Here is a 12,831-nt window from a genome sequence, read left to right on the forward strand (position 1 = left end):
GTTTTATGTTATTAGGATGGAATGTTCCACTCGAACCATTTTCCGTGACCTTCTGTTTCTCCCACAGTATGTTGATATTCTTCTCCATCTAAATAAAAGTCTAAGTGAAGCTTTCTGTCCCACATATTATTGTATAAATGACAGACATTTCGTTTCAATCCAAGTTCTTTTATTTTTCTCATTAGCTCCTGCTTTGACTCCTCTGGAATTTGATTCGCCACGTGAGTATGGAAAATACAAACAAGTTGACTCTCAGGTATCTCCTCTACTTTCTGTACAAAAAGTTCAACTCCGTCTCCTTCAATGAGCTCTAGGTCAATGTCACGGAGAGATTTCACTGCTTGATCAAATAATGCTCTTCTCTCTTCATGCTCTGGCCAAATTAGCGCTTTTAGCCAAGGATGATCAGCTTTATTGTTTATATGTAAATCAAATCCTGTTCTGGAAGTGACGGGTGGACTGGTCTCAATGATATTAGGTTGGTGAGCTCCACGAATTGTGGATGAAATCAGCAATTGAGACTCAAGGTTTCCAAAGCGTTCATTATTTTCGTTGTAAGAATATTGGTATTGATCCCAAAGTAATTGCAAACCTCCACTTGTTCCGATTTCAATTAAGGCTAAGGGCATTTTGGTCTTTTCATAGATAAAGGAGAAGGCAGGATATAAATAAGCACACCTACGTACTTCATTTGTTTGAACTAATTTACTTTGAAGCAAACTGATAATTTCATCTGTATTTTCTTCGCAAAAGTCTCTGAAATATGGAAAGGCATCTTGAGGTGACTTTGGATGATTAACAATACTCATATAGAAATCTTTAAGAGGATGAGATTGCTGCTCAAATAAAAGAAGGTGTACTGCACCGAAAAGTAAATTTGGCACTGGTTGTCCAGGTCTTGCGTGGGAGCTTAATTCTAGAAGCTCTATATCTTCTGCTAATTGGAGAGACAAGTGTTCATAAAGAGGACTAGAATCACGACACTCTATTTCTGCAAAGTTCCGAAACCGTTTTGATAACTCGTCAAGATACATATTCTCTACCCCTTTACTCCCAAGATAGTTTCAATTCTTTGTTTCATCTCGTCTTGATTATGATATTGAAACAAACCAATTCCGTTCCCCCAGGGATCTGAGAATGTAGCCCATTTAACAGGCACCTCTTCTCTTGAGTGAATAACAAATTCATCAACTTTCAAGACGTTCATCAATTTAAGTCGTTCAGCGTCTAAATCTTTGACGCCTAGACGGATTGGACCACTATTAACAAGAGGAATTCCTTCAGCAACTTGTAGCCAACAACCAGGAATAAGCTCCCATTCAGCAAATCCTTCATGTGGAACAAAATCGGGATCCCTGTTTAAGAGGATTTTATACCATTCTTGACCCTTTTTCATATCTGAGACACGAACTTGTACTGTCATTTCATAAATCATGTAATGGCTCCTTTTTAGTAAGAATGAAATTACTAGTTCCTTTTACTAGATTACCATATTTTTCATTTTATGAGAATGAATGTAGTTTTCAACCTTTTTAAAGTAAAAACAACCCAAATCTAAGATCTGAGTTGTCTTTTTACTTATTTTAAAATGCCCAGCTACCATCTCTGAATATAGCGACTTTGCTTCCGTCTTCACATACTCCATCTATACTCATGTCAGCTGACCCAATCATAAAATCTTCATGCACGACACTTTCATTTAGCCCTTTTTCTTCTCGCTCTTCATCAGATAAAATATCTCCATCCTTTATGCAGACAGGATATGATGAACCGATAGCTAAATGATTTGATGCATTTTCATCAAATAAAGTGTTAAAAAAGAGAACCTTTGAATTTGAAATGGGTGATTTATGTGGGACCAGGGCAACCTCTCCAATGTAAGAAGCACCTTCGTCTGTTTGAATTAATTTTTTCAGCATTGCTTCCCCTTCTTGGGCAACTACCTTTGTAATTTTTCCATCTTCAAAGGTTAAAGTAAAGTCTTCAATAACATTACCGTTATAAGCAAGAGGTTTAGTGCTTGAAACAGTACCGTTAATACCGGCTTTAATTGGCACAGTGTAAACTTCTTCTGTTGGCATATTGGCGATAAAGGCTATTCCTTTGGGTGTTTCGCTTCCTCCTGTTAACCAAAGATGGTCAGGGTGCAACTGAATGGTTAGGTCCGTCCCTCTAGATTGATAGTGAAGGGTTCTTAGATTTAGGTTATTTAGTTGGGTAGCTTTTTGTTCTAGTGTTTTGATATGGGTATGCCATTCTCTTATTGGATCTTCACGGTCGATACGTACAGAAGTAAAGATTTGGTCCCAAAGGGCATCGACTCTTTCATTTTCAGGCAGATCAGGGAAAACTTTATTTGCCCATTTTTGTGAAGGAATGGCAAGAATTGACCAACTAATCTGGTCTCTTTCAATCGCACCATAAAAAAGGTCTAGTGCGTCTCCAGTAGCTTTTTCAAAGTTAAGAATACGATCAGGATCAATTCCTTTAAGTAAATCTGGATCGTTTGCTTCAATTTGAAGAAATGCTCCGTTCTGACCAACTACGAATTCATGCGCTTCTTTTAGCCAGTGTGGATATTCATTAAAACTCTCATCAGGTGCCATTTCATAATGAATCCTCATGATTTCTTCGTCGTACCATTGAACATGCACATTTCTGGCTCCTGCAAGATAAGCTTGTTTCACCACGATTCGAACAAATTCTTCTGTTCCTAGTGGGGCTGAAATCCAAAGCAGCTGATCGTTTTGGATGTTAACACCTACTTTAACTGCCAGTTCTGCAAACTGATTTAATTTCTCATGAAAACCTTTATGTACAGTCATCGTTATCTCACCTTTTCTATTTCTCTATCAATATAGTTTTTTAATTTTTTTTGCGTTATGACTAAAGATTCTTCGGCTACTCTTGTTTCTGCCAGAACTTCGTCATAAAAGGATTCACCGAAGTTTTCTCCTTCGTATCGTGGTACAACATGCATATGATAATGGGTAAGATCATTGAAGACTCCCCCATTTTGACAAATCGTAATTCCGTCCGGTTGAAACACAGCATTGACGGCTTTTGCAATAAGTTTTGAAGCTTCCATAATAGCAATATACTCTTCTTGGCCTAACTCTACTACTTCAATTTTATGCTTTTTTGGCAGTATTAACGTATGTCCTGAATGGTATGGTGCATGATCTAAAATGCAGCAAACAGAATCATTTTCATAGACGATCAATACTTGTTCTTCTTTATTTGCTAATCGACAGCCAAGACATTCGCTCATCAATATACCACTCCTATAAAAATAAAGGAATCATGTTCCTCATGTCGAATTATGAATACTATCATATCATGGAATGAAAGGAAGTTCAGAAAATAATGGAATTAAAACTACTTCAGGAACAAGATGCAGAGTCATACTGGGAACTTCGTTTAGAAATGCTTCAACAAAACCCTGAAGCGTTTGGCAGTAGCTATGAAGAAGCACTAGAAAGAGAAGATCCTATTCAAAGGGTTGCTAAAAATCTAACTCGTCAAGGAAGTTATACTTTTGGTTATCTTGATGAAAAGAAATTGATAGGTACTGTGACTTTAGTTATTGAAAATGGTCTAAAAACCCAACATAAGGCATCACTATTTGCAATGTATGTCACCCCTTCAATCAGAGGGAAAGGAATAGCACGTAAGCTCGTAAGGGCTGCTATTCAAAAAGCGGAGAGTATAGATGAGATAGAGCAAGTGATGTTAACAGTTGTTACTACAAACCTTACTGCCAAAGCTTTGTATCAATCATTTGGATTTAATACGTATGGTACAGAAAAACGAGCACTCAAATACAAAGGGGAATACTTTGATGAAGATCTGATGGTATTGTTCCTTTAACCTAAAAAGGAGGAAAACCATTAGGTTTTTCTCCTTTTTAATGAACATGATAGTCAAAGCTGAAAAAATAAAAGGCTACTATAAAAAGAGACAGCACTATTGCATGAGCAGGCTTACGATGATGTAATTGCAGCAATGGATACATAATGGAATAAAACAAAATTGTCCACTTTAGGTTCCAACCTTCAAAGTATTCAATGGAATGAAATTTACTTGCCAACCACTCGATTATAATGGAAATCCCTATGTACTTTACATAATAGAAAATAATGCTGCGTTTATCCTGTGGAAAATGACTTAAAAACAATACAACAAGAGCAGGATATGCAATCATTGTATAAATGGTGTCTGTTAAGAACATATTTACAAAAAAATTCTTTAGCTCCCATACAGGTTTAATAGAAAAGCTAATGTATTGATAAAACATGTTAAAGAATGCAAAATAATAGATGGTAGGCAAAAATTCTCTCCATCTACTCCAAGTTCCCCACTTTATAGAGCTTAAAACAACTAGAAGAATGACAATGATATGAAACATGGGCTCCCCCCATAGACTTATTTCATTTGACATTCATTAGTGTTTCCTAAAAGATGGAAATCAATTCCCGGAGTGTACTAAGAAAAAACATCTACTACCTTATTACCAAATTCCTTTAAATAGTGAAGGTAGTTCCCTTCCCCATAGTTATTCCGTTTGTTATACATTTTAGATACGACAAGATTGAGTTGAGGGATAACAAGAATGGTTGGACCTGTAACCCCTAAAATCTGATATGAACCTTGTGGAACCCTTTCACCTATTTCACTTCTTTTCCTTGGTTTGCCTTGAACATACCAAAAGAGTCCGTTCTCAGGGAAAGAATTATTTGAATAACTTGGACTATGAATTGTAGTTGCATAGTCTATTACTTCACTTGGGACGATCTGAATGTTATTAAAAACACCTCGGTTTAAGTGCAGCTGCCCCCACTTGGCAAATTCTCGAGTTGATACAAAAAGATTTTTCTCTGTGCCGTCACTTAATTTACCTAAAGCAGAAAGCGGGGGTTCATTCACCTCTCTAATGACTTTCACTAGATTTTCATGTGGTTTTGTTCTCCATCCTGTTTCAGTGAAGCCCATTGGTTTGAATACACGCTCGTTTAAAAGTTCAGGAAACCCTTTGTTGTAAAGAGAATTTACTAATTCAGCAATCATCCCATCCCCTACATTATGATACGCCCATCTCTTCCCTGCTTTAAATTCACGATAGATCGTCCCATCAGGTTTCCTGTCCAACCCATGAGAATTGGTAGCGAGGTGGCGAATGGTTGTACCCTTAAATAATTCTACGTCACAATGCTTAAAATATTTGGTAACAGGATCATCCAAACTGGAAATCAATCCATCATATAATGCATAGGAAAGAGCTAAGCCTAAGTAGCTTTTTCTGGCAGAAGCAATATTAAACTGAGATTTAGGTGATACTTGTGGGGCATCCTTTGAATATGAGTGGTACCCGCTGTAATGATCTAATAGAACCTTGTTATCCTTTATAATGTATAAAGAAGCTGCCGAACTGTGGTTTTTTTCTTTAATATCTTCAACCCAGTTTATTAGTTCCCTTATTGAAGTAGTTCTTTGCATGTTTATAACTTCTTCCATTCGCTAGCCAGCATCCCATAAGTAATGTGATCTACGTAATGATCATTAATCCATTCGGCTTGCCGAAGCCTGCCCTCTTCCTTAAACCCTATTCGTTGGGGAATACTTCGACTTTTATGGTTGAATTCAGCGGCAGTAATATCAACCTTATTCATCTTAAGAGTGTTAATAGCATAGTCGGTTAACCCTCGAGCAACCTCAGTCATAATTCCATTTCCTTGATACCCTTCTCCTAGCCAATATCCGATGTATGCAATTTTGTTCGACCAATCTAGCTGATTATACCCTGCTACACCTACAATTTCATTCTTATATAATATAGCCGTTGTTAGACTCTTATTCTCAGAAAAGCCTTGTCGAGTGCTCTTAATAAAGCCTTTTGTGTCTTCAAGAGTTTTTGTAAAATCAACCCAGGGAAGCCATTCTCGCAAATATCTCCGTGACTCCTGAGTAATTGTGAAAATACGTTCTGCATCTTGTATTTCTAGTAATTTTAATTCTATTTCATTATTTATTTTATGTGTAAACATTTGTATTTCTCTCCTCTTTCAGTTGAAAATGTTATCCCTTAACCATAAACAACTTTTCTTTATAGGGACCTAATCTTCTCTTTACTTTAGGCATATCTACCTTTTTATATCGTAAGTTCCACTGGTACATCTTTTTTAACATAACAAAGGTTTGCGGGTAATTGCCTTGTTTAAATCCAAGCCTCTCTTCGAAAAATCTTTTTAATATGCGGAAGTTTCGCTTGTATATGGGTGTATCTAGGAAAACAATTGTATCCGCATATTCTAGACTTTCGTTAATCCATTCTTCGTAATGAACTCCTTCAATAATCCATGAATCCATTAAAACAATGGAATGGAGAATATCTTTTCTCTCTTCGACATTGCGACGAGAGTCACCAAGTGGATCCCTTTTCCACATGATGTTATCTAATTCAAAATAAGGTATCCCTTTTTGAGATGAAAGCTTTCGTGCAAAAGTTGATTTTCCGCTAGCCACTGATCCGATTATATGTATACGGTTCGCCTTATGTAACATTTTGAATGGACTGTAAAGGAATAAAATTGATGATTACATCCCGAAAACGATCTGCTTCCTCATAATGTGGAGTATGGCCGCTCTTTTCAAAATGAAAAATAGATCCATTTTGAGCCTCTCTAATAAACACTTCCACATGTTTTTCACAAGTTGCAGGATCGTATTCTCCTGTCATTAGAAGCATTGGATTTTCAACATGTTTAATTTCATCTAATAAACTCGTAAAAATCATTCCCTCTTCACGTAGTAGATTATAGTGAATGTCCGAACGATCGTATAGTTTATCCCATTCTTCCTCAGTATAAGCAGCATAATAATCAGTTGGATTATCAAAACTAAACGTATAGATTTCCATTCGATTTTCTCCAAGCTTATCACTAAGCTCCATATACATTTCAGTAAATTCTCGTGGAGAAAAGTTTTGATTGATTAAACTTAGAGCTTTTTCTTTTAATTCATGTTGATTATATTTATCAAAAAGATAGGCGGTTTTCTTTAGTAAGCTTTTGGAGGTTAGGGTAAAGTCGAATGTAGGACATTCAAATAAAACGCAATCAATTGAATTGGGGTACTGGGATACATAAGCCAGAGCTAAAAAACCTCCAAAAGAATGCCCCAAAACAGACCACCGATTGATATTCAGCTTCAATCTAAGCGCTTCACAGTCTTCTACTAAATCTTGAAACCCAAAAGCTTCATTTTCTGAAATAACTTCAGAACGGCACACGCCTCTTTGGTCGATACAAATTAAATAAAAATGATCCTTTAAACGATTTCGCTGGTGAAAGGAAAAATCATAGCAGCTTTCTCCCGGTCCACCATGTAAATAGAGTAGAGCCGGATTTTCTTTTGATCCATATATTTCAACATGAATCCCCTTCCCTCGAACCATTATTTTGTTTTCTTTCATGATAAAACACCTCAATTGTAAAAATTCTCCTTTACTAGTTTTCGTGATGTACATATAAAACTCCTTTTTAAAATTGGAATTTGTTGGGCTGATGGAATGAAGTTTGTTATAATACGGTTGATTGGGGTGTATAAAATGGAAAAAACAAAACAAAATTTACTTATCTTTTATCTATTTTCCTTTACTTTTCTCATTAATCTAATTGTATATATTCTTGATCCATCTGAGTTTACCTACCTTTTCATTAGCTTGATTTTTTTCTTGAATGCTTGTGTATTTTTTATTAACAGTAGAAAAGTTGATGGAGGATATTGGTTACGATGGAGTAAAATTCGTCAGAAAGGAAAGCTGTACTTTTCGAGTATATATGGGGCATTGATCCTCGGGTTCATTTTTACAGCTTTATTGATTGTAATATGGAAGGAACCTATCTGGTGGCTCTTACTCTGCTGTATCGGCGGAGGATTCCTTTGGGGGTTCATAATGTGGACACTTAATGAAAAACGATACAAGGTACTAATGAAGAATGGCCCTCACTAAATAAGGACCATTCTTTGTTTTACATAAAACGATTTCTATGGTTAAACTCAAAGCTTGTTGAATCTATCGAAGTTGTTCTTTTTTCATTGTGTTCAGCTGAAGCCGTTTTTATTGAAGAGTTATTCTCTTTTCCTTCTAGTGCTTTTTCTAATGATTTGGCTATTCCATTTAATAAGAGAATGGTTAAAACAAAGAAGAGCATAGGACCTATGAAAATCCACCATGCATTGTAGAGTTCATGATAATTTGTTCCCATGAGACTTGACCATTCATGGACAAATGGTTTAGGAGGATCACAAAATGGGGCATAGCAAACATCAGTGCCTCCAAAAAACAGAGTAAAAAAACCTAAATGAGCAATAATCAATAAAATTTGAATAACAATCTTTGGATAAATAACAAATAACCGCGTTTTCAAATGAGGCATGAGATGTTTATAAAAAATAAAAAAAGAACTTCCTCCAAGAACTCTAGCTGACGTAATAAATTCCTCTTTAAGTATTTGTTCTGTTTCATTGCCAATAAGGATGGCTGTTGTTGGAGCACAAATCACTGCAAGCACGATCATTTCAATAATCAATCTTTCACTGAGAGAAGTTGTAAAACCATCTATTGGTTCCCACAACAAAGGATACAGTATATTATAAGCAATAATCGATTGAGGAATAAAGTAGAACGAAGTAAGTATTCTTTTAGAAAGCAGAGTGAATTTAAAATTTGAAAACCCTCCAACTATTCCAAATACAAAGGCAATGAGGAAGCATAATAGAGAGATGACAACTCCTGCTCCTAACGTATATTGTGCCCCTCCAATGATTTTATGTAAAATATGATACCCTTCCCGGTCTGTTCCCAACGGAAACTGGAAAGAAGGTGGAAACGGTGCAGCCCCAATAATCTTCCCTTCATGATTAAATTGAATCAGAGTTTGTGGAATGCTTCCATTATAATTAAGATTAAAAAGAAAACTTCCTATTATGAGAATAAGTAAAATGCCCGAAAAGAAAATAGTTGAAAACCAATATCGGGTACGTTTTTTCATAAACTCATCTCCTTACCAATCACTTTCCTAATAACAAATTGTAGACATTTTAACAGTAAATACAGTGGTACAAACAATGAAATTGAAGTAATTGCAAAAATCACTGGCGTATTATAAGAAAACAAAAATGAGGTGACGCCAAAGACATTAAATAGATATTCCAGGATCAATAGATTGGAAAGCATCATCCAGGAAATTTGTTTTCCATGGTAGGTTAAACTGATGAACACGTTTCGGATAGTATGAAAAAAGAGAATTTTATATTTCCCCAAACCTTTACTCTTTGCCAATTCTACATATGGTTTCCCCTCTTCTTCTCTTATGAATTCAACAAGATTGCTAAAAAAGAAGAAACTCGGAAGTATACTGAGAGTAATAGCTGGAAGGATAACGACTTGATTCTGCCCCACCGATGCAAAATCAATAAGAAGTGTACCTGTTTGTTTAAAGAACCATACAATGGCGAGTTGAAACAGTATAATAACAAAAATGTCAGGCAAAGCTCCGATGGAAAAAGAAAGTCCCTTCAACCCTTTTTTTATAGTTTTTCCACTAGAATAATAGAGTATTAATAGAATGATAGCGGTTAGTAATGAGATGCACAAAGCTAAAAAGAAAATTCGAGCACTACTCCAATAAGCAAGGAGAAAAATGGGAAACAGACTTCTTTCTATACCAGAAATAGGATTTATATATACGATATCGGTAGGAGATAAAAGTTCCCTGCCTATTTCTAATAGAGCTAAGCTATATGAAGAGAAAGAAAAGCTTTGGTTTACAAATAATGCCGAGGTAGCACTTACCAAAAGAATTCCAAGAAGAATCAAGCTAAGCTCAGACATTGTTTTTATCATTAATTTCAGCATTTTAATAAACTCCTATGTCAATTATTAGAGAGTACCATCTTCTTTAATGGTAACATTTTACTTTTTTATCGCAATGTTTTTTTGAGAAATTATGGCATTTTTACTTAGCGATATTCGATACAATCTTTTTAAGGTTTGTGTGTTAAAATAGTTTGGTTGTGAAATAGTGTGTTGGAGGTTTGATCATTGAAGAAACGTATGTTGAAAAGAGTTGTACCAATAACCATGATTTCTTTTCTCTCACTATCACCTTTTCAAAGTGTGGTATATGGTGAAGGAAAGATTGATATAGAAGCAGATGCCGCAATATTAGTAGATGCAGATACTGGAGAAATCCTTTATAAAGAAAATGAAGATGAACTCCTTGGTATTGCAAGTATGACTAAAATGATGACAGAATACCTTGTCCTTGAGGCGATACATGATGGGAAAATCAAGTGGGATCAAACCTATAAAGTAAGCGACAAAGTGTTTTTATTAGCCAATGCTCCAGGTCTTAGTAATGTTCATTTACTTGAGAATGAATCTTATACTGTAAGGGAATTGTATGATGCTATGGTCATTAAATCGGGTAATGGTGCTGCCATTGCTCTTTCAGAAGTTGTAGCTGGAACAGAAGGTGAATTTGTAAAGCGCATGAACCAGAAGGCAAAGGAATTAGGAATGGAACATTATCAATTTGTTAATTCTTCTGGCCTTAGTAATTATGATATGTTTGGCTACCATCCTGAAGGTACCGGTGTGAACGATGAAAACATGGTTTCTGCTGAAGATATGGCAACTTTAGCCTATCACCTTCTTAAAGACTTTCCAGAAGTCCTTGATACTTCAAAGCTTCCGTATAAGTATTTTAGAAAAGGCACATCTGAAGAATTGCTGATGAAAAACACCAATGCTCTTTTAAAAGATCGTTCCTCTTATTATAAAGGAGCTGACGGTTTGAAAACAGGTACCACGCCTTTCGCTGGTTCAACGTTTACGGGTACAGCTGAAAGAGATGATACTCGTTTTATTACTGTGATCCTAGATGCGAAGGATGAATATGGACAACCTAGTAGCGCTGCTCGTTTCATTCAGACGGTGGAACTCCTTGATTATGGATTTAATGAATTTAAAACATTTGAGTACTCATTAGATGACGTAGATAAGAAAAAAGAGCATCTTCTCCCTGTTGCTGACGGAGTAGAATCAGAAGTGAAAATCAACCTGGCCAAGCCTATAAAGATGAGACTAAATCAGAATAAAAAAAATAAAATCAAAGTTTTATTCAAGCCGGATTCGAAAAAGCTGAATGATAAAGGTGAACTTCAAGCTCCTATTGAAAAGGGTGAAAAAATCGGAGAATTAATCATCGACAATCCTCCCAAATATGAGTATATAGTAAACAAAAAACGAACAGAAACTAAAGTGGATGTTTATGCTTCAGCAACAGTCGAAAAAGCTAACTGGTTCGTTCGAAGTGCACGAAAGATTGAAGAGTTTATTGGGAAATTGTTTTAACAATGCCTGTATTTCAAGTGGGATATTGATGATTTTTATCTGATAACCTATTGTTTTTCAGTTGCTTTTCTCCCTAAATAGTGTCAAGCTTACTAAGTTAAAGGATTTAGAAAGAAGGTGGCATAAATGATTGAAGTAAAACTATCTTCACTAAGTGACGGTGATCTCAATCGTGGTGTTTTTGCAAAGAGAGATATTGCTAAAGGTGAGCTTGTTCATGAGGCTCCGGTTATTCCTTATCCAAATGAGGAACATGAACATATTGAGAAAACCTTTTTAGCTGATTATGTATTTGAATATGGAATAAACCATACAGCACTTCTATTAGGTTATGGAATGCTGTTTAACCATTCATATACACCAAATACGGTATATGATATTAATTTTGATAACCATACCTTCGATTTCTATGCTTATAAAGATATAAAAGCTGGAGAAGAACTGTTGATTAATTACAATGGTGAAGTGGATAACGACGATCCCCTTTGGTTTAACAAAGAAGACAATGAAGAAGAATAGATTTATCATGATAAAGAGAGACCCAAAGAGCTTATATCTCTGAGAGTCTCTCTTTTTCTTTCCAATAAGACCATGCTTGAATGTACTGCTCTAAATCATCCGGGTGGTGACGGAGGCATGTACCGATGCGGATGTATAGAATGACCATTAATTCTTTGTACACCTTTTTCCTTTCTTTCTGTACAAATTTCATCTCTGAAACGACTGAATGTAATGTTTCGACGGTTAAGTCCTTTGGGCATGAACAAAATGCGTAAAGAAAATCATAAAGAGGACTTGCATAAATGGGTGTTGGGTCAATTACACCCGTAAGTTCCTCCTTTTCACAAATAAAATTATGCACTCCACAATCACCGTGAGAAAGATATGCATATTTTTCTTCTTCTATGCTTGCTAGAATTTGATCAACATACTCTTCGTCTTCTACAGGCAGGACTCCTTTTAATGTCAGTTTCGCATTCTCTGTTCTTTCTCTTAAAAATTCTTTCCAAGTACGAACGGATTGGTCTGTCCATCCCCATGTTTCTTTTTCAGATGATTCTTTATAATGGTTGAGTACTGAGTATACTAATTTGAGTAGGTTTTCCTTCATATTCCCTACAGATTTGGTATCCCCTTTTAGAAATGTATAAACAAAATACTGAAAGGTTGAATCATAATAAATGACGTTAGGAAAATAGGAAATCGATTTATAAAACAGTAGAAATTTAACTTCTTCTCTTAGTATGAAAGGTTCGTTTTGTTTAATTACCAACTCTTCTCCACCTTCACACTCTAAGTAATAGACTGTACTGGATGATCCACCTTTCAGTGATTTTATCAGTTGTATGTTTGAGGGGATCACCCCCTTAGTAGTTAAATGTTGAATGATTGCATCTATCTTCATAAGTACC

The 12,831-nt window shown here is 35.7% G+C and carries 16 protein-coding genes; 4 read left to right on the top strand and 12 right to left on the bottom strand.

The annotated features are described in order from the left end of the window. Positions 1 to 11: 11 nt before the first annotated feature. The 4 genes from IQI_RS14850 to IQI_RS14865 form a co-directional block, all read right to left on the bottom strand. A complete protein-coding gene (locus IQI_RS14850) occupies positions 12 to 1,034 on the bottom strand; it encodes a DUF2332 domain-containing protein (protein WP_064093422.1) in 1,023 nt (340 codons plus the stop codon). 5 nt (positions 1,035 to 1,039) lie between these two features. Then, a complete protein-coding gene (locus tag IQI_RS14855) occupies positions 1,040 to 1,435 on the bottom strand; it encodes a VOC family protein (protein ID WP_064093423.1) in 396 nt (131 codons plus the stop codon). 148 nt (positions 1,436 to 1,583) lie between these two features. Beyond that, entirely contained in the window at positions 1,584 to 2,825 is a 1,242-nt protein-coding gene (locus IQI_RS14860) for an aminopeptidase (RefSeq protein ID WP_064093424.1), read from the bottom strand. Between the two features lie 2 nt (positions 2,826 to 2,827). After that, entirely contained in the window at positions 2,828 to 3,271 is a 444-nt protein-coding gene (locus IQI_RS14865) for an HIT family protein (RefSeq protein ID WP_064093425.1), read from the bottom strand. 95 nt (positions 3,272 to 3,366) lie between these two features. On the opposite strand from IQI_RS14865, the gene IQI_RS14870 reads away from it, so the two are divergent. Next, positions 3,367 to 3,870 (top strand): GNAT family N-acetyltransferase, encoded by a 504-nt coding sequence (locus IQI_RS14870; protein ID WP_064093426.1) that lies wholly within the window; start codon positions 3,367 to 3,369, stop codon positions 3,868 to 3,870. A 37-nt stretch (positions 3,871 to 3,907) separates the two neighbouring features. Here the strand turns inward: IQI_RS14870 and IQI_RS14875 are convergent, their stop codons facing one another. The 5 genes from IQI_RS14875 to IQI_RS14895 form a co-directional block, all read right to left on the bottom strand. Next, a complete protein-coding gene (locus tag IQI_RS14875) occupies positions 3,908 to 4,408 on the bottom strand; it encodes a CBO0543 family protein (protein WP_064093427.1) in 501 nt (166 codons plus the stop codon). A gap of 77 nt (positions 4,409 to 4,485) precedes the next feature. After that, positions 4,486 to 5,496: a serine hydrolase domain-containing protein gene (locus IQI_RS14880; RefSeq protein WP_064093891.1), complete on the bottom strand. Its 1,011-nt coding sequence runs from the start codon at positions 5,494 to 5,496 to the stop codon at positions 4,486 to 4,488. A 2-nt stretch (positions 5,497 to 5,498) separates the two neighbouring features. Next, positions 5,499 to 6,044: a GNAT family N-acetyltransferase gene (locus IQI_RS14885; protein WP_064093428.1), complete on the bottom strand. Its 546-nt coding sequence runs from the start codon at positions 6,042 to 6,044 to the stop codon at positions 5,499 to 5,501. 31 nt (positions 6,045 to 6,075) lie between these two features. Beyond that, positions 6,076 to 6,561, bottom strand: a complete 486-nt coding sequence (locus tag IQI_RS14890) for a P-loop NTPase family protein (protein ID WP_064093429.1) — start codon at positions 6,559 to 6,561, stop codon at positions 6,076 to 6,078. Further along, complete coding sequence (locus IQI_RS14895) at positions 6,551 to 7,471, bottom strand: alpha/beta fold hydrolase (protein ID WP_064093892.1); 921 nt, start codon at positions 7,469 to 7,471, stop codon at positions 6,551 to 6,553. The genes IQI_RS14890 and IQI_RS14895 overlap by 11 nt, the downstream gene beginning before the upstream one ends. Positions 7,472 to 7,606: 135 nt before the next feature. On the opposite strand from IQI_RS14895, the gene IQI_RS14900 reads away from it, so the two are divergent. Next, a complete protein-coding gene (locus IQI_RS14900; protein WP_064093430.1) occupies positions 7,607 to 8,011 on the top strand; it encodes a hypothetical protein in 405 nt (134 codons plus the stop codon). A gap of 19 nt (positions 8,012 to 8,030) precedes the next feature. Here the strand turns inward: IQI_RS14900 and IQI_RS14905 are convergent, their stop codons facing one another. After that, the gene (locus IQI_RS14905; protein ID WP_064093431.1) at positions 8,031 to 9,053 is read right to left on the bottom strand and encodes an ABC transporter permease; all 1,023 of its coding nucleotides are present in this window, start codon (positions 9,051 to 9,053) and stop codon (positions 8,031 to 8,033) included. After that, positions 9,050 to 9,919 (bottom strand): ABC transporter permease subunit, encoded by an 870-nt coding sequence (locus IQI_RS14910; RefSeq protein ID WP_064093432.1) that lies wholly within the window; start codon positions 9,917 to 9,919, stop codon positions 9,050 to 9,052. The genes IQI_RS14905 and IQI_RS14910 overlap by 4 nt, the downstream gene beginning before the upstream one ends. Positions 9,920 to 10,105: 186 nt before the next feature. On the opposite strand from IQI_RS14910, the gene IQI_RS14915 reads away from it, so the two are divergent. Both IQI_RS14915 and IQI_RS14920 read left to right on the top strand, forming a co-directional pair. Beyond that, positions 10,106 to 11,419 (top strand): D-alanyl-D-alanine carboxypeptidase family protein, encoded by a 1,314-nt coding sequence (locus IQI_RS14915; RefSeq protein WP_156509923.1) that lies wholly within the window; start codon positions 10,106 to 10,108, stop codon positions 11,417 to 11,419. A gap of 126 nt (positions 11,420 to 11,545) precedes the next feature. Continuing rightward, a complete protein-coding gene (locus tag IQI_RS14920) occupies positions 11,546 to 11,938 on the top strand; it encodes an SET domain-containing protein (protein ID WP_064093433.1) in 393 nt (130 codons plus the stop codon). A gap of 31 nt (positions 11,939 to 11,969) precedes the next feature. Here the strand turns inward: IQI_RS14920 and IQI_RS14925 are convergent, their stop codons facing one another. Next, a complete protein-coding gene (locus IQI_RS14925; RefSeq protein WP_064093434.1) occupies positions 11,970 to 12,824 on the bottom strand; it encodes a phosphotransferase in 855 nt (284 codons plus the stop codon). Between the last annotated feature and the right edge of the window lie 7 nt (positions 12,825 to 12,831).

The organism is Rossellomorea aquimaris TF-12 (assembly GCF_001648555.1).
GTDB classification, from domain to species: domain Bacteria; phylum Bacillota; class Bacilli; order Bacillales; family Bacillaceae_B; genus Rossellomorea; species Rossellomorea aquimaris.

Bases quoted from the DNA above. Each gene is read 5' to 3' on its own strand.
- IQI_RS14860 (WP_064093424.1), bottom strand. From the start codon at position 2,825: ATGACTGTACATAAAGGTTTTCATGAGAAATTAAATCAGTTTGCAGAA.
- IQI_RS14885 (WP_064093428.1), bottom strand. From the start codon at position 6,044: ATGTTTACACATAAAATAAATAATGAAATAGAATTAAAATTACTAGAA.
- IQI_RS14890 (WP_064093429.1), bottom strand. From the start codon at position 6,561: ATGTTACATAAGGCGAACCGTATACATATAATCGGATCAGTGGCTAGC.
- IQI_RS14900 (WP_064093430.1), top strand. From the start codon at position 7,607: ATGGAAAAAACAAAACAAAATTTACTTATCTTTTATCTATTTTCCTTT.
- IQI_RS14880 (WP_064093891.1), bottom strand. From the start codon at position 5,496: ATGCAAAGAACTACTTCAATAAGGGAACTAATAAACTGGGTTGAAGAT.
- IQI_RS14910 (WP_064093432.1), bottom strand. From the start codon at position 9,919: ATGCTGAAATTAATGATAAAAACAATGTCTGAGCTTAGCTTGATTCTT.
- IQI_RS14925 (WP_064093434.1), bottom strand. From the start codon at position 12,824: ATGAAGATAGATGCAATCATTCAACATTTAACTACTAAGGGGGTGATC.
- IQI_RS14865 (WP_064093425.1), bottom strand. From the start codon at position 3,271: ATGAGCGAATGTCTTGGCTGTCGATTAGCAAATAAAGAAGAACAAGTA.
- IQI_RS14850 (WP_064093422.1), bottom strand. From the start codon at position 1,034: ATGTATCTTGACGAGTTATCAAAACGGTTTCGGAACTTTGCAGAAATA.
- IQI_RS14875 (WP_064093427.1), bottom strand. From the start codon at position 4,408: ATGTTTCATATCATTGTCATTCTTCTAGTTGTTTTAAGCTCTATAAAG.
- IQI_RS14905 (WP_064093431.1), bottom strand. From the start codon at position 9,053: ATGAAAAAACGTACCCGATATTGGTTTTCAACTATTTTCTTTTCGGGC.
- IQI_RS14920 (WP_064093433.1), top strand. From the start codon at position 11,546: ATGATTGAAGTAAAACTATCTTCACTAAGTGACGGTGATCTCAATCGT.
- IQI_RS14895 (WP_064093892.1), bottom strand. From the start codon at position 7,471: ATGAAAGAAAACAAAATAATGGTTCGAGGGAAGGGGATTCATGTTGAA.
- IQI_RS14870 (WP_064093426.1), top strand. From the start codon at position 3,367: ATGGAATTAAAACTACTTCAGGAACAAGATGCAGAGTCATACTGGGAA.
- IQI_RS14855 (WP_064093423.1), bottom strand. From the start codon at position 1,435: ATGATTTATGAAATGACAGTACAAGTTCGTGTCTCAGATATGAAAAAG.